This is a genomic window from Flavobacterium sp. PLA-1-15 (assembly GCF_049060005.1).
Lineage (GTDB): Bacteria > Bacteroidota > Bacteroidia > Flavobacteriales > Flavobacteriaceae > Flavobacterium.
Genome location: NZ_JBMGQS010000001.1, coordinates 269,702 through 295,563 on the forward strand (window position 1 = coordinate 269,702; position 25,862 = coordinate 295,563).

Below are 25,862 nucleotides of genomic sequence, written 5' to 3' on the forward strand. Positions count from 1 at the left end.
TTGATGTTAACCCTTTTCATCGCTAGATATTTTTGTGTATATTTAAAATAAAAAACAAATCCCTATGAGAAATCTTAAATTATATTTTATCCTAATCGCTGGAGTATTCATTACGATTACTTCCTGCAAAAAAAAGGAAGAAAAATCAGCTGTTATTGCCAAGGACGAATTGGTAAAATTCGACAGCACTTATATACCAAACTTTATTGCCAAATTTCCAGATTTTAAGGAGTTTGAAGGCGAATTGAAAGAAGTGTATCAAAAAAGAAACTATCATTATGTATGGTATGATAAAGATGGAAGGATTGATTTTGCAGAAGTTTTATACAACCGAATCAATCAGATTAAAAATGATGGAGTGCAAGTGCAATTGCCTTACAAAAAGCAAATCGACGATCTTTTTGACCAAAGAGAAAGCAAGAAGCCGGGTCCAGAAAGCGATTTCTTGGTGAGCTCGATGTATTTTTTCTACACCAAAAATGTTTTGCAAGGCTTAGATGCTGAAAAAAGCAAGCAAACCGGATGGTTTTTACCACGTGAAAATGTTTCCTACGTTGATTATTTAGATGAACTATTGAAGGACCCTTACTCAATTAAAAAAGACCAAGGCGAGCTAATCGGTCAATACTACAATCTAAAAAAAGCCTTGCACAAATTCCGTGAAATTCAAAAGGCGGGTAGTTGGGGAACCATTCAATTGGCAGAAGGAGTGAAATCGCTGAAAGTGGGCGATTCTTCAACTGCAGTGGCTCAAATCAGAAAGAAACTGTTCCTAATTGGAGATTTAAAAAACGATTCAAAGAAAACCATTTTTGATGATGAATTAAAAGAAGCATTGACGAAATATGAAAGCCGTCATCACCGTAAATTCGATAACAAAATCGGGCCGGCTATGGTTGCGAATTTGAATGTTTCTGTTGAAGATAGAATCAAAACCATCATCGTAAATATGGAGCGATGCCGTTGGATCAATCCCGAAACGATGAACGCAAAGGAGCTTGTGGCCGTAAATATTCCTTCGTACAGAATGCAATATTTTAAGGATGGAAAACGTGTTTTAGAATCGAATGTGGTGGTGGGTAAAGAACTCAACAAAACAGTAGTGTTCAGTGGACAAATGAGTTATTTGGTTTTCAGTCCGTATTGGAACATTCCGCCGAGCATCATCAAAAACGAAATCAAACCGGGAATTGAGGCAGATAGCGATTATCTGGCAAAACACAATATGGAATGGAACAATGGTAACGTGCGTCAAAAGCCAGGACCAAACAACTCTTTAGGATTAGTAAAATTTATGTTCCCAAATTCCAATAATATTTACCTTCACGATACGCCTGCAAAAAGTTTGTTTGGTAGGGATGCCAGAGCTTTGAGTCACGGTTGTGTTCGTGTAGAAAAAGCCAAAGAATTGGCCAATAAAATCTTGGAAGGCGATAAAAACTGGAATGCCAAAAAAATTGATGAAGCGATGAATGCCGGAACTGAAAAGTATTATACATTAAATCATAAAATCCCAGTGTATATCGCTTATTTCACAGCTTGGGCCGATGAAAATGGTAACGTAAGTTTCTACCAAGACATTTACAAACGTGACGACAAATTGGCTAATTTATTATATACACAAGCCAAGTAATCCAATAGTTTAAAACACAAATTCCACTAATTTACACAAATCATTTCGTGTACATTAGTGGAATTCGTGTTTGTAAGAAGCTGTGTTTTTAAGCGTTTTCCATTTTCAAAACACCTAATTCCATCATACAAGCTTTCATCATATCATACGTCCTTTGAATATCGTTATCCAATCCAATTGAAAAGCGAATCAAACCATCGGTAAGTCCCATTTCTTTTTGTTCGTCCAACGGAATTTCGCTAGATGTAGATGTTCCAGGAGCACTAAACAAGGTCTTGTAAAACCCTAAACTTACCGCCAAATAACCCAAATTGCGTTGTTGCATCAACTCCATCAATTCGTTGGCCTTGTCCAGACTTCCAACATCAACGGTCATCATTCCACCAAAACCATATTCTGGATTAATCATATTTTTATACAATTCATGGCTCGGGTGGCTTTTCAATCCAGGGTAAACTGTTTTCAAGCCAGCCTGTTCAAATTTCTCAGCCAAAAACTGTGCATTATGGCTGTGTTGCTTCATTCTGATGTGCAACGTTCTCAAGTTTTTCATCACACTTGCCGAACGCAAACTGTCCATCGTCGGTCCCAAAAGCATGCTTGCCCCGTTGTTCACATTCTTCAAATCATTGATGAATTCCTGTGAAGCACAAACCACACCACCAACCGTATCACTGCTTCCGTTGATGTATTTCGTCAAACTGTGAATCACGATATCGGCACCCAATTTTGCTGGAGCAACCGACAAAGGGGAAAACGTATTATCGACAACCAATTTGATATTATGTTTCTTTGCAATTTTCGCCAAACCAGCAATATCAGCCACTTCAAGCAACGGATTTGAAACGGTTTCGCAATATAAAACTTTAGTGTTTGGTGTAATCGAAGCTTCTACAACATCCAATTTCGTGATGTCCACAAAAGTCGTCTTGATGCCAAATTTCGGAGTAAAGTTTTTCAAGAAAGCATACGTTCCGCCATAAATCGTTCGGCTCGAAACAATATGGTCGCCACTTCCGCACAATTGCAAAAGCGTTGGCGTAATCGCACCCATTCCAGAAGCCGAAACATTCGCAGATTCCGTTCCTTCCATTGCCGACAATGCCTTGTCCAGATATAAATTGCTAGGCGAGGAGTGACGTGAATACAAATAACAGCCTTCTGCATTGCCTTCAAACGTGTCGAACATCGTTTTGGCCGACAAAAAAGTATAGGTTGATGAATCAGAAATGGACGGATTTACACCACCAAATTCCCCAAAATACTGCAAGTCCTGAATGTTATCAGCCGGATTAAAATTTTTCATTGTATATAATGTTAGTTTGTTTTTATAATTAGGAGCGAAAGGCTTGGGCATTTTTGGGTTCCATTTTCCCGCCTTCCTTCCAAATCTTTTTGTTTTTAAAGAAAAAACAAAAAGGATTTTCCCTCCAGTCGGGGCTAGAAAACAATCTTTTCGTGCCTTTTTATCATTTCAAAACAACGAACAAATAGATTATAAATCAACCATAGTTTATATATTTAGAAAATAAAACTATAATATTCTATATTTGTAATTATATTTACATTAAACGATGGATATTTCCATTTAAACCGAAAATATTTCCAAATGACTTTAGATACCACCGATAAAAAATTGCTTGAATTTATTCAGGAAGATTCCAAGCAAACCACAAAAGAACTTTCTTTGAAGCTGAACCTTTCCGTTACAGCTGTTTACGAACGCATCAAAAAATTGGAACGTGAGGAAATCATTTCCAAATATGTAGTGCTTCTCAACCGAAATAAAATTCAAAAAGGGTTTGTGGTGTTCTGCCATCTTAAATTAATGCAACATACGAAAGAATTTATTTCGCAATTCGAAAAAGAAGTGGTGCAACTCAGCGAAGTTTTGGAATGTTTTCACGTCAGTGGCGATTATGATTACATCTTGAAAATCTGTGTGGAAAATATGGAAGAGTACCGTGAATTTATGGTTACGAAACTCACGACCCTGCAACATATTGGAAGCACACACAGTACGTTTATGATTGGAGAAGTAAAAAATACAACCGCTTTTTCATTATAAAAATATGCCAAAGAAATCCTAATATCCTTACAATCATTGGGTTTTTAAGTTTCAAAAAGTTATATTTGGGAAAACACCAAAATACCTTTTATGCAAGACCAATTACGAGTAGCCCCAGTTGACCGCTACGTCATCAATCCAATGAAATCATTCATCAGCAATTCGGTTATGGGAGGCATCGTGCTTCTTGTGGCGACTGTAATTGCGGTTATTCTAGCCAATTCCCCTTGGTCGGAGTGGTTTTTAGGGATTTGGAAAAACAGGATTTCCTTAAATTTTAATGATACAGTTTTCCTTGACTACGACTTGCATCATTGGATTAATGATGGTTTGATTTCCATATTTTTCTTTGTATTGGGATTGGAATTAAAACGCGAAATGGTCGACGGACAATTATCAGGTTTTAAAAACGCAATACTTCCCATCATTGTTGGAATTTCGGGAATGATTTTTCCTGCCTTGATTTTCTATTTTTTCAATACTTCGGATGTTGAAGCCCTTGACGGTTGGGGAATCCCGATGGCTTGTGATATTGCGTTCGTCCTCGGAATCTTATATCTATTAGGCGATAAAGTTCCTGCTTCCGTAAAAATATTTTTCACTGCCTTTGGTATTGTCGATGATATCGGAGCCGTCTTGATTATTGCTTTGGTCTACACCAATGAAATCTCGTATGTAAGCTTAATCGTCGGGCTTAGTTTCTTTGTATTGCTGATGATTGCCAATCGATTTGGAGTAAGAAGCACCTTGTTTTACGGTGTTGTGGGGATATTGGGTGTTTGGGTTCCGTTCTTGCTTTCGGGCGTTCACGCAACCATCGCAGCGGTTTTGGTTGCCTTCACGATACCGGCTACCACCAAAATTAGCGAGGCGGGATTCCTTAAAAAGATAAAAAAATATTCGAGCAATCTGGACGAAACCAAATCGCTCGATGGACCGACGCTGACGAACGACCAACTGCACATCATCGGAAAAATGAAATCGATGACCAAACATGCGATGCCACCACTGCAACGATTGGAGCACGGTTTGCATCCTGTTGTAGCTTTTGTCGTGATGCCGATTTTTGCTTTGGCGAATGCCGGAGTAGTGTTCAACATTAATTTTGAAGATTTATTTTCGAACAATATCTTTTCAGGTATCGTTACGGGATTGATCGTGGGGAAATTCCTCGGGATTTTTGGCGTGACCTTTATCTTATTGAAATTGAAACTGGTGAAGCTTCCAAAAATGATGACCATCCAGCATCTTTTCGGGATTAGTATCCTTTCGGGAATTGGATTTACGATGTGTCTTTTTATCACCACTTTGGCTTATGAAAATCCGGAACATATTACACAAGCAAAGATTGCGATTTTTGTAGCCTCCATATTAGCGGGAATTGCGGGGTATATTTTATTGAATAGAAATGCGAAGAAGGAAACCAAAAAAGTTATTAGTTCATAAAAATTATTTGTTTAATTTTGATATAAACCATACACTATGAAAACTAAAGAACTAAGAAGAAAATTGATGACTGATTTTGGTAAAATCCTTGAAGATGAATCAAAATTGGATTTGCTCGAAAGTGTTTTTGATGCAATCATTAAAGAGGATAAAAATTCTTCAATTCCGGAAAGTCATTATTTAAAAGTAGAAGAAGCTAGAGAAAACTATTTATCAGATAAAAATTCAGGAATTTCTTGGGACGATTTTGAAAATGAATTGAATTCAAAGTATGGTTTTTAAAATCATAATCTCCAAACTAGCTTCTTTAGAAATTACCGAATCAATTGATTTCTATGAATTGAAACGAAAAGGTCTAGGAAAAGAATTTCTAAATCATTTAAAATCAGCTTTCAGTATTTTAAAATCAAATCCAGAATTATTCTCAATTAAAAGAAAATCTATTTACAGGGAAATGCCATTAAAGAGATTTCCATTCACTGTAGTTTATGAAATTATTGACGATGAAGTGATAATTTATTCTGTTTTTCATACAAGCAGAAATCCTGACAAAAAGCCTTGATAAATCTCAAATTAGTAACTTCAAAAGACTCCCTAAACAAAAAAACTTCCGTAATTTTGCTACACAATTTTTAAAAACACACAAAACAATATACTATGAGTTCATTTGACGTAGTCGTTATCGGTTCAGGACCAGGTGGATATGTTGCCGCAATTCGTTGTGCACAATTGGGTTTCAACACCGCAATCATCGAAAAATATTCAACTTTAGGAGGAACTTGCCTTAACGTTGGTTGTATTCCATCAAAAGCATTATTGGATTCTTCGCACCATTATCACGATGCCATTTCGCATTTCAAGGAACACGGAATCGAAATTACAGGCGAAATCAAATTCAGCATCGAACAGATGATTGCCAGAAAAGGAACGGTTGTAGACCAGAACGTTTCGGGTATCAAATATTTGATGGACAAAAATAAAATCACCGTTTTTGAAGGCGTTGGTTCATTTGAAGATGCAACGCACGTAAAAGTGACCAAAGCAGACGGTACTTCTGAAACTTTGGAAGCAAAAAACACGATTATTGCTACAGGTTCTAAGCCATCTTCTTTACCGTTTATCAAAATAGATAAAGAAAAAATCATCACTTCAACAGAAGCGTTGAACTTGAAAGAAGTTCCGAAACACCTTATAGTTATTGGTGGTGGGGTTATCGGTTTGGAATTGGGACAAGTATACCTTCGTCTTGGAGCTCAAGTTTCCGTAGTGGAATATTTAGATAGAATCATCCCAGGAATGGATGCTGGTTTGTCGAAAGAATTGACAAAAGTCTTGAAAAAGCAAGGCATGAAATTCTACACGTCTCACAAAGTGAAATCGGTAGAAAGAAGCGGAGAAGGCGTACAAGTGCAAGCTGAAAATGCAAAAGGAGAAACGATTACGCTTGACGGAGATTACTCGCTAGTTTCAGTGGGTCGTCGTCCATATACTGACGGTCTGAATGCTGACAAGGCAGGAGTAAAAGTTACCGAAAGAGGTCAAATCGAAGTAAACGATCATTTGCAGACTTCTGTTTCAAACATCTACGCTATCGGAGATGTTGTAAAAGGAGCAATGTTGGCGCACAAAGCCGAAGAAGAAGGTGTTTTTGTTGCGGAAACAATCGCTGGTCAAAAACCACATATTGATTATAATTTGATTCCAGGTGTTGTATATACATGGCCAGAAGTTGCCGCTGTTGGTAAAACAGAGGAGCAGTTGAAGGAAGCAGGAGTGGAGTACAAAGCTGGAAGTTTCCCATTCAAAGCGTTGGGACGTTCCCGCGCGAGTGGTGACACGGATGGTTTCGTGAAAATCCTTGCCGACAAAAAGACCGACGAAGTGTTAGGAATCCACATGATTGGCGCCCGAACCGCCGATTTGATTGCCGAAGCTGTCGTAGCAATGGAATTCAAAGCATCTGCCGAAGACATTTCTAGAATGAGTCACGCGCATCCAACATACGCGGAAGCGGTTAAAGAAGCGGCATTGGCAGCAACTGAAAACAGACCAATTCACATGTAATATTAGATTGTTAGATTTTTAGACGCTTAGACTTTTAGAAATTTTAAAAATAAGAAAACCCGTTTCTATTTAGAAGCGGGTTTTTTATTAGGAGCGAATCGGTAGTAATAAAGTAATCCATGTTCCCGCTTTCCGTTATAATCTTTTTTGAATTGCTAGGGGTTTAAACCCCTAGCAATTCAAAAAAGGATTTCCACTACAATCGGGGCTAGGAGGAAATTTTCTGCATCTTCGGAATCATTGCCAACTTTGTGTATCAAGCAACGACTTTCTCAATATAGTCTGAATTCAATAAATATAGTGCACCCATATATTGAATTTTGAACGAAATCAAATCACCAATTTTATAATCCTTTTCAGAATTAGAAATATCAATAACCAGCATATCCGAGCTTGCATCCACCATGGTAATATTTTTATCCTCTGGAGCGAGATATTGGGGTTGCATATCGAGTAGTCCAATATCCAGAATCGCCCGAAGCGATGAGCCTCCCAAATCTTCGTTTTCGTCACTTTTAAAGACATTTCCAGCTACGTTTTCTCCTAAATCGCCTGTTGGGACATTTGGCTTTTCTGTAATTTCAATGACTTCGGCAAACAATTGAAAAACATCACTTTCCATGTCTTTCATCGTTTCTCCCGTAAACAAATCCTTTCCAAAATAAAGCGCTTCACCAATCCTGAAATGATTCACCGCCATCGGTCGTGCATTTTTCAAAATCAACGGAATCGCCACAGAAGTTCCACCCGAAACCCAAGGAATAGAAATATTGAATTTAGCTTCAATCAATTGTTTGTAAAGGCTAAGCTGAATGAGTTTGTCCTGATTTGGCATCACACCACTCAAACAATTCAAATTCGTTCCAATGCCCCGGATTTCGATATTCGGCAAACTGATTACTTGTCCGTAAAAGTCAATTAATTCTTCACCCATAACGCCTTCTCGCAAGTCGCCCATCTCAATCATAATAATGATCTTGTGGTTCTTATTTTGTCTTTTTGCCTCTTCCGATAGCATTTTAATCGTATCAATTTCTGTATTAAAACTCACATCGGCATATTTTACAATCCTTCTAATGCTTTGTTTTGCAGGCGGTTTTATATATACAGTCTGAATTTCTGGCGCCAGCAACTTGATGGTTTTCAAATTACTGATCCTTGAATCGTGTATTTCTTTTGTTCCAAGGTTTATCAGTTCCTGTATGAATAATTTATTGCCACAAAGAAGCTTTGATACAATTCCCCATTCAATATTCTTAGATTGGAAAAGTGTATTCAAATGCTTGTAATTGTGCTGCAGTTTACTTCTATGTAATTTTATAAATGCCATATTTCTGGTTGTTTATTTGGTCAATCTCATTTCCAAATATTTACTTGTAAAGCCTAATTTTTCATATAATTTTCGAGCTGGATTGTCGGGTTCGCAATGCAGTGCAATATTTCCTTTAGAAATTTGAATAGCTTCTTGCATCAATTTTTTGCCAACGCCCATTCCCCTGTAGGTATTGTTTACTGCTATGTAAACCAATATGTTTTCGGGAATATAGCCACTCATTCCAGTATTGTTAAGGATTACAGCGCCTATAATTTCATTGGAATTTGTGGCAAGGATGATGTGGCCACCTTTTTTTTCATCTTGAACAAAATCGATACATTTAAGGATGTCTTCCTTTGCATCGCCAAATTCGTCCAGATGCTCTTCTAAGAAAGTGGCAATTTGTTCGTTGCTGAATTGGGTTTGATGGTAGTGATCGTAATTAATTTTATCAGTCGTCATACTATAAATAATTTAATGAATTGCTCATATTTCATTGACTCCGCAACATTTTGAGACATTTAAAAAATAACGAATGTATAGAACGCAATTTGCTTTGCGGCTTTAGAAAAGCCACAGTATTTCAAACGATATGAAACAAGAATTTTAAATGTGCCGTAGGAACAGCCAGTAAGAAATGAGACAAATTCTCATTGTAATGAATGGTGCAAATTTACAAAAAAATGACCGCTTGGGCAAATTTTTTAGTAAAGACTTGGATTTTATGCTTTATAGAAGGCTGTAAATCAATGGAGTTGTTCTGTTTTCAAATTCATAAACTAAGATGTAAAATTTACATCTTAGTTTATGAATTTGATTTTTCAAGAAACTTTTATACTTTGCTTCCAATATTTTTTATAGACGAAATAGCCAACAAAGGCGATTAGAATCAACGACCAAAGTTGCACGATAAATCCAATAATGGCTTCGAGCATGTACCAGCCTGTTCGCAGTCCGTCCAGAATCTGAATTCCAATATGCGGTCGATAGGCACTTATATCCGCTTGATTTACTACCATTTCCAATCTTGTAGTTTCCGGCTGATAGATGTACAACGAAATCGTACTGAAATTCACTTTATCATTCAAGGCGAGGTTCTCTAACTTTTTATTGTCGTTATTTTCTTTCTGATTATTCAAATTTTCTTCTGCCGGATTGATTTCTTTGAGTTTTCTGCCTTTTTCATCAATTGCTTTTTCCAATCGATTTTCATAATTCTTGCTTCTGTTTTGCGCCAATTGATTGCTCAACAGTTGTAGCGAAACATCATCGGCCTTGATTACACGATAATCCAAGAAATCAATTTGCTTGGCAATGGTCTTGATCACCGTGTCCAATTGCGTATTAGGAACACGAATGGTGATGTTGTTTTCAACCTTATAACGTGTAGTTTCTAACGTACTGTCCTGACTGATTTTGGTATCAAATTTCTCCGAAACGCTGCTTTGCAAATTGGTATAGGTTACAAATCCACCAAACTTGGTTGTAGCGTTTTCAATCGCATAGGTCGATTGTGCAACATTCTTTACTTTAAATTTTGCATCAGCCGTCCTAATAAACTTCCGATCGCTGTTTTTATTTTCTACTGCGGCAGATGAGGAGACATTATCAGCCGATGCAGCTGTTTCGGTCATTTCCGCTGTTGCTTCTTCTGTTTCAGAATATTTTTTACAGGAAAGGACAACTACAAATAGGAGTAGTGCAACTCCAATTTTTGGAAGTGTAAGGAACCCAGATTTTGAGTCCCATTTTTTCAAAGCATTTTTCATAAAAATTCATATTAAAGGTTACTAATTAATTTTAATTACAGTTTTAAATACGGAAAGTGATAGTGTAATTTTCAATCAATAGTAATATGAATTTTTAGATTATTTTAACAATACTAAAAATTGTGCCAGAAATTTTAAGAGCTTGAATTTAAATGAGTTTGTAGTGTTTAGAATTTATATTCTTTCATATTAAATTTCTTTGAGTAGAATATTTTTCCTGTATCGTCGATAAGAATGCCTTTCAAATCGGGATTTTTTTTGAGCAGTTTGAGTCCTGCTTTTTTCCCTAAAACCATGATTGCAGTAGAAAATCCGTTTGCTTTTTCGGCACTATCTGCAAAAATAGTAACACTGGACAACCCTGAAGAAGGGTAACCCGTTCTCGGATCGATAATATGTGCGTATCGTTTGTTGTCAATCATTATAAACTTTTGATAATTTCCCGAGGTCACTACCGCAGTTCCAGAAAGTTCGTAGGCGGCAAATAAATCATCTTCTTTTATCGGATTGGTAATTCCGATGATCCAGTTGCTGCCGTCCGGTTGTTTTCCCCATGTATTCAAATCGCCTGAAGCATTTATAATTCCGGCTTGAACACCTTTAGAAATCATCAATTCCTTGGTTTTATCGGCAGCATATCCTTTTCCGGTGGCACCGAATCCTATTTTCATTCCAGGAAACTTCAAGAAAATAGTAGATTCATCTTTATTGATGATGATGTTTTTATAGCCAATTTTTTTTACCGATTCAGAAATTGCAACGGGTGACGGCAGTTCGGTCATTGATCCGTCAAACTTCCAGATTTTATCCGCGGCGGCAAAACTAATGTCAAATGCTCCGTCCGTCATTTCAGAAAAATGGATGGCTCTTTCTGTGAGTGCTATAAGTTCAGCATCTACTTTTACGGGCTTTATCCCTGCAAATTTATTTACTTGCGACAACTGACTTTCTGGAATCCAGTCGGAAATTAGATTTTCAATTCTGCTGATTTCGGCAACCGAAGAATCGATATAAGCTTCTGCTGTTGGGATATCTTTGGCAACAATCGTAATGTCAAAACGAGAGCCCATCAGCGTTACAGCACTGCTTTGCGTGATTTGTGCAGTAGAACCAACGAACTGAAAAAAAAATAATATTAAAAGGTATTTCTTCATCATTTATAAATTACAGGCAAAAGTAGATTTTAATTTTCTTTGAGATTATAATTTATCCTTAAAAGGATTTGGAAAATTCATTATGATTTATTTAACGCACCTAAACCTAGATTAACATCGATATTGATGATGTTTAATTTTTTATTTAGAATCATTCTTAGTAGTTTTGCCGTACAATTTTTATTACTACAAAATTATACCCAATTGGTATTTTAACCATTTAATTCATAAAAATGAAACAGCTTTTTATCGCCACAATTACTTTGTTAAGTTTTTCAATCCAAGCTCAAAACAATACCTTATTAGACCGTGGATTTTGGAAAAAAAATCCAACAGTTCAAGCAGTAGATGCCGAAATTAAAAAAGGAAACAATCCTACAGAACTGAACAGCAACGCCTTTGATCCGACGGTTTTAGCAATTAATGAACAGGCTTCAAATGAAGTGATCAGACATTTATTGGCCATCAAAGGAAATGATGTAAACAAATTGACACACGATGGTCGTACTTATATTTTCTGGGCAGCTTGGAGAGGAAACATTGAAATAATGGAACATTTGCTTAAAAATGGTGCAAAAACAAACATTTTTGACGATAAGGGATATTCAGCTTTAAATTTTGCTGCTTCTGCAGGACAAGCTAATACGAAAGTTTATGATTTGCTTATCGAAAATGGTATTAATGTTAAGACTGATAAAGATAATAAAGGAGCAAATGCATTACTATTGGCAGCGCCCCATGATAAAGATTTTACCTTAACTAATTATTTTATTGGTAAAGGTTTGGACTTGAATAGCACTGATAAGGAAGGAAACACTGCATTTAACTATGCGGCAAGAGTCGGGAATATTGAAACTTTGAAAGCTCTGATTTCCAAAGGTGTAAAATATACCGATAATGCAATGCTTATTGCAAGCCAGGGAGGTAGAGGTACTTCTAATACTTTGGAAGTGTATCAATATCTTGCAGGTTTGAAAATTAATCCAAACGCAGTTGGAAAAAATGGAGAAAATGTTTTTCATTCCATCGTACGCAAGGATAAGCAAGAGGAGATTATCGCTTATTTCTTATCGAAAGGTGTAGATTTAAACAAGGCAGATAATGATGGAAATACACCTTTTATGAATGCAGCAGCATCAAATAATGATGTAAAGCTCATCGCTAATATTTTGCAGACCGTTAAAGACATCAATCAAAAGAATAGTAAAGGTGTAACGGCTTTAGCTCTTGCTGTAAAGGGAAACACACCAGAAGTTGTAAGTTTGATTTTGCAAAAAGGTGCCGATGTTAAGGTTATTGATAGAAGTGGAGAAAACTTATCGTCTTACTTGATACAATCGTATAATCCAGAAAAGAAAGATATTTTTGAAGCAAAAGCAAAACTATTAGCAGATAAAGGATTCAAGATAGAGACTCAACAAAAGAATGGAAACACTTTGTATCATTTGGCTGTAGCGAAAAATGACGCTCATTTAGTGAAGCTTGTTGGTGGTTATAAATCAGACATCAATATAAAAAACAATGAAGGAATGACGGCACTTCACAAAGCGGCCCTGATTGCAAAAGATGATACTGTATTAAAGCAACTTTTGGTAGATGGAGCTAAAAAAGATGTTAAAACAGAAATGGGAGAAACAGCCTATGATTTAGCCTCAGAAAATGAATATTTGACTCAAAATAAAGTATCAATCGACTTTTTAAAATAGACTATGAAGAATCTAGTAAAAATTGCCTTTACAATAGCGCTTGTTTGTTCATCATTTGTATCATTTGCACAAAAAACGGCAACTACAAAATACAAATGCATGGTTCAAATGACCAATTATCCTGGCGAAGGAGCCTATATCGTTGTATCATTGATTGACCCAAAAGGTGCTTACGAAAAGACACTTTATATGATGGGACCAGACAAGCAGTGGTATAAGGATTTGAAGGAATGGAATAAATTTCAAAACAAGAAAAAATCGAACATTAATGCCATAACCGGAGCTTCCATTGCGGGTGGCGATAGGAGCATGACGGTTTTGGAAATAGAAAATTCAAAAATCAATGCTGGTTACAGCTTGCGTTTTGAATCGGCTGTAGAAAACCAGGAATACCATCTAAAAGACCTTGAATTTCCGCTTACTACAGAAAATCTAGCCAAGAAAAACGAAGGAACTGGATATATAAGATATGTGCGCCTTAATGCAAATTAAAGTCTAGGCTTATGACAATTTCAATCTGGAGATATAGCCATTTAGCATTGGCTATATCTTCTTTTCTTTTTATAGCATTAGCTTCCATTACAGGAATTATTTTAGCATTTGAGCCTATTTCTCAAAAAGTACAGCCTTACAGAGTAGAAGGCTTCAATGAGATTTCGGTGGGCGAAATGATGCAAACATTTACCAAAAACTACGACGAAATTCTAGATGTTTCCATAGACGACAATCAGTTTGTAATCATAAACGCAATTGATCAGGACGGAAACGATGTTTCGGGCTATGCCGATCCAAAAACAGGTAAAGTACTTGGTAGTATTGAAAAGAAAAGCAGTTTCTTTCAATGGATCACAAACTTGCATCGTTCGCTTTTTCTGAAGGAAACAGGACGTTTTATCATCGGATTTGTTTCGTTTCTATTGTTTTTAATAGCCTTTTCAGGAACAGTTCTAATCATTCAGAGGCAACGCGGCATGAAGCGCTTTTTTAACAAAATCGTAAAGGAGAATTTTGCCCAATATTACCACGTAGTGTTAGGAAGATTGACACTTATTCCCATCATTATTCTCGCTTTGACGGGGACCTATCTTTCCTTGGTTAAGTTTAATTTATTTGAAGAGCAGAAGATTTCGCATAAAATAGATTTTGACAATATCTCATCTGAACCTAAAAAGAAACTGGTAGAATTCGAGGCTTTCCAAAACATTGCCTTATCAGATATTAAAAAAATTGAGTTCCCTTTCTCGGATGATGTCGAAGATTATTTTACGTTGTATTTGGAAGATAAAGAATTAGCCGTAAATCAATTTACAGGTGAAATTTTAAGTGAAGTAAACTATTCTAAAATTAAAATATTCAATGATTTAAGTCTTGATTTGCATACAGGAAGAGCAAGTGCCATTTGGTCGATTGTCTTGGCCATTGCCTGTATCAACATTCTGTTTTTTATCTATTCCGGTTTTGTGATTACCTTGAAGAGAAGAAGCAACAGGCTCAAAAATAAGTACAAGAAAGAAGAGTGCAAATATATTATCCTGATAGGTTCAGAGAACGGAACAACCATCCGTTATGCAAATGCCATCCACAATGAATTGCTTAAAAATAATCAGAAATCATTTATCGCGGAACTGAACAGCTATACCGTTTTTTCAAAAGCCGAACATCTGATTGTAATGACGGCAACTTATGGTTTGGGTGATGCGCCAACCAATGCTTCAAAATTCTTAAAGAAGCTCAAAGAAAATCCGCAACCCAGCAAGATACATTTTTCTGTTCTTGGTTTTGGCTCGTATGCCTATCCGGATTTTTGCAAGTTTGCCTATGAAGTAAATAATGCGCTTCAACAAGAAGAATGGGCGGAAGCTTTATTGGAAGCGCATACCGTAAATGATAAATCACCTGATGATTTCGAAAAATGGTCGTCGCTTTTAGCACAGAAAATCGAAATATCCTTTTCCATTTCGAAAGAACTTCTGAACCTTAAACCAAAGCGTACCCAGAAGTTTATAGTTACCGAAAAAACAGAAATTGCCCACGTTGATGGTTCTTTTTTGATAAAATTAAAACCAAAAGGCAAAGCCAAATTCACTTCAGGAGATTTGCTGGCGATTTACCCCGCAAAGGATCACCGTGAACGCTTGTATTCTATCGGAAAAGTAAACAACGAAGTGCAATTGAGTGTCAAGTTGCATCAAAACGGACTGGGTTCCGGATTTTTATACAAACTCAATCCAGGCGATACTATGGACGCCAGTTTGGATAAGAATGCCCACTTTCATTTTCCAAAAAAGGCAAAAACCGTCGTGATGATTTCAAACGGAACGGGTATTGCGCCGTTTTTAGGAATGATCGATGAAAACCGAAACAAGATTGAAACTCATTTGTATTGCGGATTCCGTGATTCATCTTCGTTTGAATTATATCAGGAAGGTATTGAAAAAGGCTTGCAGGAGCAAAAATTGACAAAATTGAACCTTGCTTATTCTCGCCAAGGCGAAAAGCAATACGTTAAGGATTTGGTACAGCGAGATGCATTGATTATTGCGGAAGTTCTAAAAAATAACGGTGTCATTATGATTTGCGGATCATTGGCTATGCAACAGATGGTGGTAGAAATCCTTGAAAGCATCTGCCTTGAGCAAAAGATGAAAACCATCAGCTATTACCAGTCTAGAAACCAGCTGTTGACGGATTGTTATTGATTCACGTTACCAAATTTACCATAAAAGGCATTTAAGAACTATAAACTAGCTTTAACGCCCTTAAATGCCTATTAAGGTTCTTTTCTACAAAGTATAATTCAAGTTAACCGCCAGACGATAATTGGCCTCGACACGCCCGCCAGTAAGATTCTGATTAATCGGAAGCATCGCATTCACTCCGGCAGAGAATTTTTTATAACCCGCTTCAACACCCACTTTGCTGAAGAAAATATCACCCTTGGTAAATGGAACATCTTCCTGATGATCCTGATTCGCTTTGTAAGTTTCACCAGCAATTCCAATCTGCGGAACTATTGATAGGTTTTTGATGGAAGTAGTGTAAAACAATGTGGTTCCGTAATTGAACTGGTCGCCAAATTTGTAATTCGATTCGTTCTCCGTTTTAAAGATATAATTCAGGGCCGTATTCAGTCCGAATCTTTTTCTTCTGATGATGTATTCCGTAGCAACAGTATAATCCCAACTTCCGGTACCAACCTGAAAGCTGGGGTTGATGCTTCCGTTGTTCTTGCTGTCGAAATCTCCTGTTGGTGCTTTTACGCCTCCGCCCACTAATATTTTATGTTGATAAAAACTGCTGTCCGTTTTTGTTTTAAAGGCCGTATAAAAAGCCATAACTGTTAGGTCACCAATACCGTTTACATTTTGGGTATCATTGGTTTTTATCCTTCTATGAAAGTGATACGGAATCAATGCTGTAATTTCGATCCTTTCCGAAACGGGAATCCTTCCCCAGATTTGGGCTGTATTGAAGTTCTCATCAATCCAAGGCGAATTGTTAAACACGCCGTCACGGCTTTTATAGCTCTGATGGAAATACCGTATCCCTACGAAATTCTCATTGAGCATCGAGCTGAAACCCATGCTTCCGCCATTTGCCGAACAACCACAGGCATCGCAATCATCAAGCAGAAACGATGCGGGCGGATTCAATGGAGGAAAGGAGGAAGATGTTTTCGTATAGTAGTTTGAAAAAGCAATCTGTGTGAAACACAAGGCGAGTACTGCTATTATTTTTTTCATTTTGATAGAATTATGTTTGATGATAAAAGGCTGGGTTTGTAATAAACGTCTCATCGGTTAAGGTGTTCAGGAAAGCGATAAGGGCCAGTTTCTCTTCTTGTGTAAGCGGAATACCCAAAGTTGGATGTTGTTGCATCAGCGGATCCAGATTGGCCGTATTTCGAACACCGTTCGAATAGAAATTCAATACCGATTGCAGGGAACCGAAGCGTCCGTCGTGCATATAGGGTGCTGTCAACGCAACATTCCTCAAACTCGGAACCTTGAACTTATAGCGGTCGTATTCAAACCCTGTTACGGTTTCCCTGCCCAAGTCGTTTAAGTTGGGGTTGGGAGGTAGGCCATTGTTTCTGAAAGTGTTGTCCGTAAAAATATCGGTAGCGTGGCAGGAAGCGCAATTGTTCCGAAACAATGCTAGTCCCTGTAATTCCTGAGTGTCCATCGTTCCGCCCAGTTCATTCCGCACGTATTTGTCGTATTTGGAATCGGCAGAAATCATAATTGTCATGAATTGCGCCAAAGCTTTCAAAATATTTGCCGAACTGATCTGTTGGTTATCAAAAGCACTTCCAAATAAACGCACATATTGGGCATCCGCTTTAAGCTTTTTAGCAATCTGCGGAAGCGTTTCATCCATTTCCACAGGGTTGTGTATCGGAACAATCGAGAGCATTTCCAAGCTGTTCGAAGCACCGTCATAGAAATATTCGCTCTGGAAGATCATGTTTTGAACTGCCGGAGCATTCCTTGTTCCAATCAGGTTGTCAATGCCGTGGCTGAAATCGTGACCGTGGTGGGTAAAAGCCGATGTCTGCTCGTGGCAAAACGCGCATGAAATGGTATTGTCCCGAGATAACCGTGCGTCGTAAAACAGCTTCCGTCCCAGTGCCACTCCGTTTTTTGTCGGATAATTGTTGGCAATGTCCTGCAATACATCAGGGAAATTCGACGGAATAACCAAGTCGTATGGACTGTCTTCGGGAATGTTGGCATAATTGTCGTCATTGCTGCAAGAAACCAAAGCCAATGGAAACCAAAGAATAATAGTTTTTATATTCTTAAAAAATAAAGTCATGTTCTATTTTGGATTGAATTAGTAAAACCATTAAGATAGTAAGTCGGTCAAGCCTTAAATTTCTCAATACCTTAATGGTTCAGAATCGTTTTAGTGATGGCTTCCAGCACCGTTATGAACATGGTCAACTTTAAACATGTTCAGCGTATTGGTGGCAATCTTAATCAGGTTTTCTCCTCCCATGATGCTGGCATTTGTTCCTGCTGTGTTCAAGTTGTTGTGCAAGACAATCTTGTTTACGCCATCGGCAATCACATTTGCATCGGCAATAAAATGGATGTTTGGTATCTCATTGGTACGCACCCTGGCAGTAGTAGGCAAATTCAATGTAATTGTTTTGTAATTGTCAGTTGCGGTATTGCTTCCTTGGTGGATTTGGAAATTATAGGATCCCGCTCCAGGAGTTCCCGGTTCTTCGTGTCTGTGGGCATGCGAAGCAGGTGTAAAGGTTCCCTCAAAATTGATAAAGCGGTAACCCGTGCTCCAGGTCCATACCATATTGTTGGTAGAAGCAAGGTTCCAGAATTCCTGTTGGGCTGTTTCGCCTTCAAGGTAACGTTGCTGGTCGACCCCGATACCGAATTTGATCTGCTTGTAATCGCCCGCAGGAACATTCTCCAAATGTACCGTCAGGGCTTCTGTTTCCTCGCTGATTACAAAATAGCTCAGGTTTTTTGGATAGGCATATTCCGTTCCGTCTTCTTTGATCAAAACAAAATTGCTTACGATATAGTTGAAACGGTTGATGGTCAGTGTTTCGCCATTGGAGTTCATATACGAACTGCCCAATACCAAGGCATCCCCGTTTACACCGTTGTCAAAAAAGAGCTCCACATCGCCGGTTCCTTCCGCCGATTGTCCGGATGTGCCGTCGTCGTTGCTGCAAGAAGTTAGTAATCCAGTAAGTGCTAAAAATAAGGCCAGTTGTTTAAAATTTGTTTTCATTGTTGAATGTGTTTAATGATTTTTTCTAAATTGTTCGGGTGTTATACCCAATTGTTTTTTAAAGAAGGTGATGAAATAGGACGCACTTTCAAATCCAAGTGCGTTGGCAATTTCATTGATATTTAGTGTCGTAAATTGGAGCAACCGTTGCGCTTCAATTGCGATGTGTTTTCGGATAATGTCTCCTGCTGTTAGGTTGGTTTTTTCTTTACACAAACGGTTTAAATAATTTACGCTTATGTTCATACTTTCAGCATAATAGGAAGGTAGTTTGTTGGTCGTATAATGTTTTTCAATCAACTTCTTGAACTGTTGAATCTTCTCTGAATTCAAATCGTTTTTCTGAATGGAATACGCTGTCGAAAGCAAGCGTTCCATTTCAAACAAAATGATATTGACATACGACCGAAGCACCTTTAGGCTGTCCGATAATTTGCGTGCAAATTCCGCTTCCGCCATCTGTAACAGCTTGTTCAGTCGTTCCAACTGATCGTTGTTGATAGACGTAATAATCCTTTGTTCCTTTTGAAAGAGGGAAAAATGATTCAGAATATTGTTGTTGTAGCGCAGGGAGAAAAAGGCCTCAGAAAAGCAGATGACTTTTCCCGACGCATTTTCGCCCAGCACAATGCTGTTGACGCAACCTGGTTCGATGATGATGATGCTTGGCTCAGCAACGCATATTTCTTCTGTGTCTATTTGCAGTCTGCCCGAAGCATCAACTGTAAACAGCAGTGTATAGAAATCGTTTTTGTGAGGGTGTTGCATATTCGGAAGGTCCTGCAAAACCGAGAGGTTGCCTGTCCAAAAATGCTGCACATCAGTACCGAATACATCCAAGCTGCATACTTTTATTTTAGAAGTATACATACCCGATTTAATTAATTTTAGTGAATGCTAAAAGAAATTAAGCCAGTTTTGGAGGGTGGAAGATGGAAGATGGAAGTTGTTTGATCAAGGTAAAATCCGGAAGGATGTCCGGTCTGGAAGTTTCTTGGAAGAAGAATACAGGCTCATTATAAGCCACTTCTAAAGTGTTTATAAACAATTGGATTTCCTTTCCTTTCAGGTCGGGAAGCTTTTGTTCCTGCTTCTGGGTTTCTTTCAGCTGCTTGTTCAGGAAACATTGCCCTTTACATACCGGCATCTGGTCGAAACGGTTGATACAGATATTTTCGGCAATGTATTCGCGGTTGGCATAGAATGAAATCAGGATCCAGAAGTTGCACGTACTTTGGAATACAAACGTCAAGAGCATGATATGGAGGACAATCTTCTTCATCTATGCTTTCAGTTCTTTGAGAAGGATGCCAATATCGGCAATAAGCCTCTTGGTTTCCTCTGTATTTGTTCCGTCATAAACACCACGAATATGGCCATGGTTGTCCACTAAAACCAGTCCGCCACCGTGCACATAGCCACCCGGTTCGCTGGCATCTTTATAGGCTGTTGTAAAATAGCTTTTTTCGGCAATGGCGTATATGTTTTCCTTTTCTCCCGTAACAAAATACCAGTTGTTTGTAATACCAATGCTCTCAGAGTATAGCTTTAAGCGCTCTACTGTATCATTTTCAGGATCAATAGTGTGTGATAATAAATGAACATCTGGATTTGATTTGTAAACAGCATACACCTTTTGCAATTCCGAAGTCATTTTTGGACAAATCGTAGGGCAGGAAAGGAAGATAAAATCGGCCACATAGATCTTGTTTTCAAAGGTCTTGTTGGTCACAATCCGGTTGTCCTGATCGGTGAACTTAAAATCGGCAATCTTGGGATAAATCGTATCGTTATTTTCTACAACAGGATTTCCAAGATAGGGAAGCTTTTGTTCTTTTTGCGAACAGCCTATAAAGGCAAGCGAAAGAAGTAGTGCAGATATGCAACTGGTTTTTACGCTAAAAGGGAAAGCTTTTTTCATCAAATTCTAAATCTGATGCAAATATAGCCAAACAAAACCATTTGGAATTTCACTTTTGCGGTAATGTATATCGTTAATCAATTCTGGTGTCTGTCGCAAAAGAGTAACATGCAGTTTCGAAGCGTGATGAAGCATAATTGAAATAGGGCAGGTCTGTCAATTTGAAGCCGCCTATCACCACAAGCAATGTGAATTTTCTACAGCCTAAATGCTTTTATAATTTCAGATGGATGCAGTTTCTTGCTGTTGAGGCCAACCGATCCGATAAGGTTGTTCTTGCAGGAGTAGAATAGCGCTACACTCACCAATGCTATGCTTCCAGCAGGCAACATCTCGGATGTCCATTGTTGCGGGGCAGTGGCATCGTTTGAAAGCGCAAACGTAAATTGAAACAATTCGGCATGGCTTTCCGTTCCATCTTTCGGATGGAAGGTTGTAACAAGAAAAGCCAATTTTGCCTCCGAAGCATTTTCGGGGCTTTCTATGTCTTTCTTTGCATCAAAAGAGTCTATCGAAATTGCTATCCTGTTTTCTTCATTCATAGAAACTTTCATAGGAGCATTGCAGTATTTATAAAACGGACTGTCTGCATTAAATTGAAAATGCTCTAGATTTTCCAAGTCGCCATCGGCTAAGGTACGTTCGCCTTTGGGCATGTCTTTTGCACTCAAGATGGTCTTGTAGATGGCAGTTGCAAAACGGTTGTACATCCTCGCATCCGACAAATCCTGAAGCAACGGAAATTGTGCCAAGCGGATTTGTTTTGCCACCGCATGCGCATTTCCAAACTCCGAAGCACTGGATTTGGTAGCTGTGGTTTGCTTGACACCTCCTTTTCCGGGCTTGCTTTGCACAACTGCCACACCATTCAAAATTTTAAAGGAATAGTTCCCCACTGTTCCAGTTAGCAATCCTTTTGTATTAATCCGTGCCATAATCCTATTTTTGGTTTAGGTTAATTATTCATAAAGGTATAATTATTTAATGATAAATAAATAATAAAACCATTAAAAAGCACCTTTTTTATGGACTTACTATGGACTCACTATGGACTTACTATGGATTTAGGATGAATAATCTTCGAATCAATTTCCAATTTTGTTTGAATAAAGGACTTTTATTTTAGACTTTTCGGTTTACTTGTCGGAAAGTAAGGTTTATTCGAGGAAGTACTTGCTTGGCAGTTTTCGGTACCTGATGTTCCCAAAAGCTGTTTGTGCTTCCCGCCATCAGCAGGAAGGTGCCATGATGCAGGGGAATTTCAACTTGCGGGACATGCTTTAGAAATTTATGACGAAGCCTGAACATTCGGGTTTCGCCAAACGTTACCGAGGCAATGTTCATGTCTTTGTTGGAACTGCCGGTCTTGTCGCTGTGCCAAGACACGCCGTCGTTGCCGTTGCGGTAGAGGTTCAGCAATACGGCATTGAATTTAATGTTTGTTTCGTTTTCAACACGTTGCCGTATGGTTTTTAAGTCAGGGGTCAGTTCAGGTGTTTCTAAATGGGCACCTGTATTTTCGCTGTCCTCCAGCCATGCAATCATTCGTGGGGCGGTTACAATCTTGTTGTACATCGGCATCTGGTATTCGCTCCATCTGGTTTGCTCCAGAAGCGTTTGATAGTAATAATCAGATTCTTGCTTATCGAAAAAATGATCAATAAGAAAAACGTCGGCATCAGGAAGCTCAAATACTTTCTTGCCTCCAGTACCGGACATAAAGAGGTCGATGTCGTCAAACAGTGTCATTGGCTTGTTTACATTTTAAGAAGTGCCCGTTTTACAGATTATCTTCGGGTACGGCTTTTGGTGATTTGGGTCACGTTTGTTGTTTATAAACTTTCCCTGGGTATTTTTTTGCATAGGAATGCACCAGTTGCATCATGTAGTGATTGCTCTTGTAGGGCGTGATGTATTCCTTCACTTCCGAAGGTTCTGTAATCAAAACATCGGAGGCAAGGTAGCCCATTCCGTAGAAATGTCCATTTTCAACCCATACACAGCTCCGTTCTTCGACAGACCTTCCTTTGTCGATGATGGCAAAGCTCGGCTTGCTGTTCTTGAGATGTTCCAGTGCGTTTTCAACTTTTGTGTTGTGTTCTTGAAGATCGGGCAGGTTGCCGGTAGTGTCTGGCCGCATCTGTTCGATCTGGGAGGATGGTCCGTAACTGCAGAAACGGTTGTCGATTTCAAATTCCCTTACCAATTCCAGCAATATGTTGATGCCTTCGTATTCGCTGTTGAAGACCTCTTTGCAGGACTGAAATTTGCCCAATTTGGCCACTGCCAGATACTGATAGCCGTTGCGAGCCTCATACTGGTAGAGTCCAAATTTTGGTTCATAACGCTTCAAGGCCCTATTGTAATCCGGCCAAAGCTTTTTGATTTCGGTGCACTCAAGCAATAGCGCCATCAATTCATTGGCACAAACCTCATAGGAGATGGAATAGATGTCGCGAAGAAAATGCTGTCTTTGCGGTGTGATCTTATTTCCGGTGAAATGCGATGCTACGCGTTTCTTCAAATTGATCGCCTTTCCTACATAGACCACTTTCTTTTCTTTGTTATAGAAATAATAAACGCCGGGTTTTTCCGGGAGCTGTGCAAAATCTTCGGGCGGAAGGTTTGGCGGAAGGCGCTGGTCCTGTGCATTCTTTTTTACCATCTTCGTGATTTCTCCTGCCAGGTCTTCTTCCATAAGTTGCGCAAATAAAAGTGCGGTAGCATCTGCATCACCTCCTGCGCGATGCTGGTTGTATAAAGGGATGTCTAATGAGCGGCAGAGGTTCCCGAGGCTATATGAGGCAAAGCCGGGCTTTATTTTTCGGGCCAGGCGAACGGTGCACAATTTTTGAGCCGACCAATTAAAGCCAGCCTGTTTGAGTTGATGGTGTACGAATGAATAATCAAAATTTACATTATGGGCCACAAATATCCTATCGGTAAGAAGTGCCGCTACCTTTTCGGCTATGTCATCAAAAATAGGAGCATGGCGCACCATTTCATCCGTAATGCCTGTAAGTGCAAAAATGGCAACCGGTATTTCCTTTTCAGGGTTTACCAATGTTTCATAACTGTCGATTATATTCACACCGTCGTGTATGCGTATGGCGATTTCAGTGATGCGGCTATGGGTTGCATTGCCACCAGTAGTTTCAATATCTACAATGGCATATTCGGTCTTCTTCATATTGTAAGCTAAAGGGGTTGTGCGTTCTATCTTTAGGGAATGGTATAAAAAGTTCTTTCTGAGGGTGTAAAAAGATAATACAAATTTAGGAACAATATTACCAAAAATAATTATATTTGTTGTGAATAATATTACCATTAACACATGTCTGTATTTTCTGATAACCTTAGGTACCTGCGTGTCAAGCACGGTTTGACACAGCAAAAGATAGCGGATGCGCTGACCATTCCGCGAGAACGCTATGCAAAATATGAAGCAACTACTGATCCGCCATTGGTGTGCCTTCAAAAGATTTCACGTTATTACCATGTAAGCATTGACTTGTTGTTGTCGTTCGACATCCGACACGTTCCTTATGAGAACTTGTTGCAGTTGGAAGACAACCGCCTGTTGTTTCCCATCGCCGTTGACAGTGTTGGGGAAAATAAGATTGAAATCATTCCGGCAAAAGCGCAGGCGGGTTATCTTGCGGGTTACAGCGATCCGGAATTTATTGAAGCTTTGCAGCATATTTCATTGCCCTTTTTGAGAAATGGAAAATACCGAGCTTTTCCTATAACGGGCGATTCCATGCCCCCGCATAAGGAAGGTTCGTTTGTGGTGGGGGAGTATATAGAGCGTTTTAGTGATGTAGTGGACGGGAGGACGTATATCCTGGTGACCAAATCAAACGGTATTTCGTATAAACGGCTGAAGAAGAAAGACAGCCAATCGCTGATGGCGGTTTCTGACAATACAATTTATGAACCCTATGAAGTAAAAGCTTCAGAAATTTTGGAAATTTGGCGCTATGCGTGCAGTATTGCCACCCAGGAATTCGATCAGGACGATTTGGGTGTCATGAGTGTCAAGGATGTGTTGCAGGGAATACGTCAGGATTTTTCGGCTTTGAAGGCAGAATTTGCAGGAAGGAAAGTATAGCAAAATCAGTCACTATTTGTTTTATTGGCTGTAAAATAAAACCCTTTGAACTTCTAAAGTTTCAAAGGGTTTTTTGGTATTATAATTCCCGTAAGATGTAAGGATTTCATACTACCATTTTCGTACCTGTCAAGCTGTAAGCAAATAGATTATCGTTCCATTAACCCACGGCCGTTGTTTCCGAATTTTAGCAGCATTGCTACAAAAAATACCGTACCTGCTATTTCAAACCATTCCATATCTTTTATTTTTTAAGTTGATGTCAGATTGTTACTAAATAAAGCCTTTTTGTACCGCAATTGCTTTTATTGCCGTGTTGCTGATCGGATTCCGCTATAAAGCGCCGACGTTGGTTTGCATCATACACGAACGGGTGGAAAGTGTATGAACCGTTTACAGCCTCCTCGACAATCGGACTACCCGTCGTCTTTGTTTTAAAAGGAACAGCGGTACAAGGCTAAATTTCTAAAGTAAAAGTAGTTCGAAACACTAGTGCAATTTTTATAGTTTTTATCGGATTTATTATAAGATAAATGGAGTTGCACAAAAAAGCCTGTATAAAAACAGGCCTCCTCATGCAAACTAAATTAACTTAACGATTTGTTTCCTTTTTGGTTTTCGTAGTGGTCATTGTGTCTTTCGTTACGGACTTTTGTCGTGTAACCTTTGTATGGTCTTTTGTTTTCACCGCTTTTTTAACAGTATTGTTTTTGTTTCTGTTCGTAAGGGTGGTGTCGGTTTGTTTGCCTGTCGCCAAAGTATCTCTGGTTTTGGGATTGACTTGTGCAGAAGCAGTGCCGAAAAACAGCAATGCAACAGCGATAAGAATTAAATTTTTCATAGCATTATGTATTAAGTGAAACTACAAAGTATTGATTCTGAATTCTCCTTCAGGTATTCATCTCGATAGCT

General features: G+C 38.6%; 25 protein-coding genes. 10 read left to right on the forward strand and 15 right to left on the reverse strand.

Annotated features, from left to right (window positions below):
• Window positions 1–64 precede the first annotated feature (64 nt).
• The gene (locus tag ACI6PS_RS01215) at window positions 65–1,633 is read left to right on the forward strand and encodes a L,D-transpeptidase family protein (RefSeq protein WP_421010716.1); all 1,569 of its coding nucleotides are present in this window, start codon (window positions 65–67) and stop codon (window positions 1,631–1,633) included.
• Window positions 1,634–1,721: 88 nt separating this feature from the next.
• Here ACI6PS_RS01215 and ACI6PS_RS01220 read toward each other — a convergent pair whose 3' ends face one another.
• Window positions 1,722–2,939 carry an aminotransferase class I/II-fold pyridoxal phosphate-dependent enzyme gene (locus ACI6PS_RS01220; RefSeq protein ID WP_421010717.1) on the reverse strand — a complete coding sequence of 406 codons (1,218 nt, stop codon included), beginning with the start codon at window positions 2,937–2,939 and terminating at the stop codon, window positions 1,722–1,724.
• A 303-nt stretch (window positions 2,940–3,242) separates the two neighbouring features.
• On the opposite strand from ACI6PS_RS01220, the gene ACI6PS_RS01225 reads away from it, so the two are divergent.
• The 5 genes from ACI6PS_RS01225 to lpdA all read left to right on the forward strand — a co-directional run bounded on the left by ACI6PS_RS01225 (window position 3,243) and on the right by lpdA (window position 7,211).
• A complete protein-coding gene (locus tag ACI6PS_RS01225; protein WP_421010718.1) occupies window positions 3,243–3,701 on the forward strand; it encodes an Lrp/AsnC family transcriptional regulator in 459 nt (152 codons plus the stop codon).
• A gap of 90 nt (window positions 3,702–3,791) precedes the next feature.
• On the forward strand, window positions 3,792–5,147 hold the full coding sequence (gene nhaA / locus ACI6PS_RS01230; RefSeq protein ID WP_421010719.1) for a Na+/H+ antiporter NhaA: 1,356 nt from the start codon (window positions 3,792–3,794) through the stop codon (window positions 5,145–5,147).
• 36 nt (window positions 5,148–5,183) lie between these two features.
• The gene (locus ACI6PS_RS01235; RefSeq protein WP_421010720.1) at window positions 5,184–5,429 is read left to right on the forward strand and encodes a hypothetical protein; all 246 of its coding nucleotides are present in this window, start codon (window positions 5,184–5,186) and stop codon (window positions 5,427–5,429) included.
• Window positions 5,419–5,709, forward strand: coding sequence for a type II toxin-antitoxin system RelE/ParE family toxin (locus ACI6PS_RS01240; protein ID WP_421010721.1), 291 nt, complete (start codon window positions 5,419–5,421; stop codon window positions 5,707–5,709). Before ACI6PS_RS01235 ends, ACI6PS_RS01240 begins: the two co-directional genes overlap by 11 nt.
• Window positions 5,710–5,804: 95 nt before the next feature.
• Entirely contained in the window at window positions 5,805–7,211 is a 1,407-nt protein-coding gene (gene lpdA, locus ACI6PS_RS01245; RefSeq protein WP_421010722.1) for a dihydrolipoyl dehydrogenase, read from the forward strand.
• Window positions 7,212–7,467: 256 nt separating this feature from the next.
• Here the strand turns inward: lpdA and ACI6PS_RS01250 are convergent, their stop codons facing one another.
• The 4 genes from ACI6PS_RS01250 to ACI6PS_RS01265 all read right to left on the reverse strand — a co-directional run bounded on the left by ACI6PS_RS01250 (window position 7,468) and on the right by ACI6PS_RS01265 (window position 11,449).
• Complete coding sequence (locus tag ACI6PS_RS01250; RefSeq protein WP_421010723.1) at window positions 7,468–8,541, reverse strand: alanine/ornithine racemase family PLP-dependent enzyme; 1,074 nt, start codon at window positions 8,539–8,541, stop codon at window positions 7,468–7,470.
• Between the two features lie 12 nt (window positions 8,542–8,553).
• Window positions 8,554–8,988, reverse strand: a complete 435-nt coding sequence (locus ACI6PS_RS01255) for a GNAT family N-acetyltransferase (RefSeq protein ID WP_421010724.1) — start codon at window positions 8,986–8,988, stop codon at window positions 8,554–8,556.
• A 359-nt stretch (window positions 8,989–9,347) separates the two neighbouring features.
• Window positions 9,348–10,295, reverse strand: a complete 948-nt coding sequence (locus tag ACI6PS_RS01260; RefSeq protein ID WP_421010725.1) for a DUF4349 domain-containing protein — start codon at window positions 10,293–10,295, stop codon at window positions 9,348–9,350.
• Between the two features lie 167 nt (window positions 10,296–10,462).
• Entirely contained in the window at window positions 10,463–11,449 is a 987-nt protein-coding gene (locus ACI6PS_RS01265) for an FAD:protein FMN transferase (protein ID WP_421010868.1), read from the reverse strand.
• A gap of 233 nt (window positions 11,450–11,682) precedes the next feature.
• On the opposite strand from ACI6PS_RS01265, the gene ACI6PS_RS01270 reads away from it, so the two are divergent.
• Genes ACI6PS_RS01270 through ACI6PS_RS01280 form a run of 3 tightly spaced genes read left to right on the forward strand, consistent with a single transcriptional unit; the run spans window position 11,683 to window position 15,854 of the window.
• Window positions 11,683–13,155: an ankyrin repeat domain-containing protein gene (locus ACI6PS_RS01270; protein WP_421010726.1), complete on the forward strand. Its 1,473-nt coding sequence runs from the start codon at window positions 11,683–11,685 to the stop codon at window positions 13,153–13,155.
• A gap of 3 nt (window positions 13,156–13,158) precedes the next feature.
• Complete coding sequence (locus ACI6PS_RS01275) at window positions 13,159–13,647, forward strand: DUF2271 domain-containing protein (RefSeq protein WP_421010727.1); 489 nt, start codon at window positions 13,159–13,161, stop codon at window positions 13,645–13,647.
• Between the two features lie 11 nt (window positions 13,648–13,658).
• A complete protein-coding gene (locus tag ACI6PS_RS01280) occupies window positions 13,659–15,854 on the forward strand; it encodes a PepSY domain-containing protein (protein WP_421010728.1) in 2,196 nt (731 codons plus the stop codon).
• A gap of 84 nt (window positions 15,855–15,938) precedes the next feature.
• On the opposite strand, the gene ACI6PS_RS01285 is transcribed toward ACI6PS_RS01280, so the two are convergent.
• The 9 genes from ACI6PS_RS01285 to ACI6PS_RS01325 all read right to left on the reverse strand — a co-directional run bounded on the left by ACI6PS_RS01285 (window position 15,939) and on the right by ACI6PS_RS01325 (window position 24,029).
• Window positions 15,939–16,898 (reverse strand): transporter, encoded by a 960-nt coding sequence (locus ACI6PS_RS01285; protein ID WP_421010729.1) that lies wholly within the window; start codon window positions 16,896–16,898, stop codon window positions 15,939–15,941.
• Window positions 16,899–16,908: 10 nt separating this feature from the next.
• Window positions 16,909–17,973 (reverse strand): cytochrome-c peroxidase, encoded by a 1,065-nt coding sequence (locus tag ACI6PS_RS01290; RefSeq protein WP_421010730.1) that lies wholly within the window; start codon window positions 17,971–17,973, stop codon window positions 16,909–16,911.
• 90 nt (window positions 17,974–18,063) lie between these two features.
• A complete protein-coding gene (locus ACI6PS_RS01295) occupies window positions 18,064–18,918 on the reverse strand; it encodes an MbnP family protein (RefSeq protein WP_421010731.1) in 855 nt (284 codons plus the stop codon).
• Window positions 18,919–18,930: 12 nt separating this feature from the next.
• Entirely contained in the window at window positions 18,931–19,788 is an 858-nt protein-coding gene (locus ACI6PS_RS01300) for an AraC family transcriptional regulator (protein ID WP_421010732.1), read from the reverse strand.
• Between the two features lie 37 nt (window positions 19,789–19,825).
• Entirely contained in the window at window positions 19,826–20,200 is a 375-nt protein-coding gene (locus ACI6PS_RS01305) for a hypothetical protein (RefSeq protein WP_421010733.1), read from the reverse strand.
• Window positions 20,201–20,839: an SCO family protein gene (locus ACI6PS_RS01310; protein WP_421010734.1), complete on the reverse strand. Its 639-nt coding sequence runs from the start codon at window positions 20,837–20,839 to the stop codon at window positions 20,201–20,203.
• Window positions 20,840–21,036: 197 nt separating this feature from the next.
• Window positions 21,037–21,774: a hypothetical protein gene (locus ACI6PS_RS01315; protein WP_421010735.1), complete on the reverse strand. Its 738-nt coding sequence runs from the start codon at window positions 21,772–21,774 to the stop codon at window positions 21,037–21,039.
• A 187-nt stretch (window positions 21,775–21,961) separates the two neighbouring features.
• On the reverse strand, window positions 21,962–22,588 hold the full coding sequence (locus ACI6PS_RS01320) for an alpha-ketoglutarate-dependent dioxygenase AlkB family protein (RefSeq protein ID WP_421010736.1): 627 nt from the start codon (window positions 22,586–22,588) through the stop codon (window positions 21,962–21,964).
• 70 nt (window positions 22,589–22,658) lie between these two features.
• Window positions 22,659–24,029 (reverse strand): exonuclease domain-containing protein, encoded by a 1,371-nt coding sequence (locus ACI6PS_RS01325; protein WP_421010737.1) that lies wholly within the window; start codon window positions 24,027–24,029, stop codon window positions 22,659–22,661.
• Window positions 24,030–24,173: 144 nt separating this feature from the next.
• Here ACI6PS_RS01325 and ACI6PS_RS01330 point away from each other — a divergent pair, with 144 nt between their 5' ends.
• Window positions 24,174–24,950 carry an XRE family transcriptional regulator gene (locus tag ACI6PS_RS01330; RefSeq protein WP_421010738.1) on the forward strand — a complete coding sequence of 259 codons (777 nt, stop codon included), beginning with the start codon at window positions 24,174–24,176 and terminating at the stop codon, window positions 24,948–24,950.
• A 592-nt stretch (window positions 24,951–25,542) separates the two neighbouring features.
• Here ACI6PS_RS01330 and ACI6PS_RS01335 read toward each other — a convergent pair.
• Window positions 25,543–25,791 carry a hypothetical protein gene (locus tag ACI6PS_RS01335; RefSeq protein WP_421010739.1) on the reverse strand — a complete coding sequence of 83 codons (249 nt, stop codon included), beginning with the start codon at window positions 25,789–25,791 and terminating at the stop codon, window positions 25,543–25,545.
• Window positions 25,792–25,862: the final 71 nt, after the last annotated feature.

Coding starts and splice junctions, on each gene's coding strand:
- ACI6PS_RS01215 (WP_421010716.1), top strand. CDS start 65: ATGAGAAATCTTAAATTATATTTTATCCTAATCGCTGGAGTATTCATT.
- ACI6PS_RS01220 (WP_421010717.1), bottom strand. CDS start 2,939: ATGAAAAATTTTAATCCGGCTGATAACATTCAGGACTTGCAGTATTTT.
- ACI6PS_RS01225 (WP_421010718.1), top strand. CDS start 3,243: ATGACTTTAGATACCACCGATAAAAAATTGCTTGAATTTATTCAGGAA.
- nhaA (WP_421010719.1), top strand. CDS start 3,792: ATGCAAGACCAATTACGAGTAGCCCCAGTTGACCGCTACGTCATCAAT.
- ACI6PS_RS01235 (WP_421010720.1), top strand. CDS start 5,184: ATGAAAACTAAAGAACTAAGAAGAAAATTGATGACTGATTTTGGTAAA.
- ACI6PS_RS01240 (WP_421010721.1), top strand. CDS start 5,419: ATGGTTTTTAAAATCATAATCTCCAAACTAGCTTCTTTAGAAATTACC.
- lpdA (WP_421010722.1), top strand. CDS start 5,805: ATGAGTTCATTTGACGTAGTCGTTATCGGTTCAGGACCAGGTGGATAT.
- ACI6PS_RS01250 (WP_421010723.1), bottom strand. CDS start 8,541: ATGGCATTTATAAAATTACATAGAAGTAAACTGCAGCACAATTACAAG.
- ACI6PS_RS01255 (WP_421010724.1), bottom strand. CDS start 8,988: ATGACGACTGATAAAATTAATTACGATCACTACCATCAAACCCAATTC.
- ACI6PS_RS01260 (WP_421010725.1), bottom strand. CDS start 10,295: ATGAAAAATGCTTTGAAAAAATGGGACTCAAAATCTGGGTTCCTTACA.
- ACI6PS_RS01265 (WP_421010868.1), bottom strand. CDS start 11,449: ATGAAGAAATACCTTTTAATATTATTTTTTTTTCAGTTCGTTGGTTCT.
- ACI6PS_RS01270 (WP_421010726.1), top strand. CDS start 11,683: ATGAAACAGCTTTTTATCGCCACAATTACTTTGTTAAGTTTTTCAATC.
- ACI6PS_RS01275 (WP_421010727.1), top strand. CDS start 13,159: ATGAAGAATCTAGTAAAAATTGCCTTTACAATAGCGCTTGTTTGTTCA.
- ACI6PS_RS01280 (WP_421010728.1), top strand. CDS start 13,659: ATGACAATTTCAATCTGGAGATATAGCCATTTAGCATTGGCTATATCT.
- ACI6PS_RS01285 (WP_421010729.1), bottom strand. CDS start 16,898: ATGAAAAAAATAATAGCAGTACTCGCCTTGTGTTTCACACAGATTGCT.
- ACI6PS_RS01290 (WP_421010730.1), bottom strand. CDS start 17,973: ATGACTTTATTTTTTAAGAATATAAAAACTATTATTCTTTGGTTTCCA.
- ACI6PS_RS01295 (WP_421010731.1), bottom strand. CDS start 18,918: ATGAAAACAAATTTTAAACAACTGGCCTTATTTTTAGCACTTACTGGA.
- ACI6PS_RS01300 (WP_421010732.1), bottom strand. CDS start 19,788: ATGTATACTTCTAAAATAAAAGTATGCAGCTTGGATGTATTCGGTACT.
- ACI6PS_RS01305 (WP_421010733.1), bottom strand. CDS start 20,200: ATGAAGAAGATTGTCCTCCATATCATGCTCTTGACGTTTGTATTCCAA.
- ACI6PS_RS01310 (WP_421010734.1), bottom strand. CDS start 20,839: ATGAAAAAAGCTTTCCCTTTTAGCGTAAAAACCAGTTGCATATCTGCA.
- ACI6PS_RS01315 (WP_421010735.1), bottom strand. CDS start 21,774: ATGGCACGGATTAATACAAAAGGATTGCTAACTGGAACAGTGGGGAAC.
- ACI6PS_RS01320 (WP_421010736.1), bottom strand. CDS start 22,588: ATGACACTGTTTGACGACATCGACCTCTTTATGTCCGGTACTGGAGGC.
- ACI6PS_RS01325 (WP_421010737.1), bottom strand. CDS start 24,029: ATGAAGAAGACCGAATATGCCATTGTAGATATTGAAACTACTGGTGGC.
- ACI6PS_RS01330 (WP_421010738.1), top strand. CDS start 24,174: ATGTCTGTATTTTCTGATAACCTTAGGTACCTGCGTGTCAAGCACGGT.
- ACI6PS_RS01335 (WP_421010739.1), bottom strand. CDS start 25,791: ATGAAAAATTTAATTCTTATCGCTGTTGCATTGCTGTTTTTCGGCACT.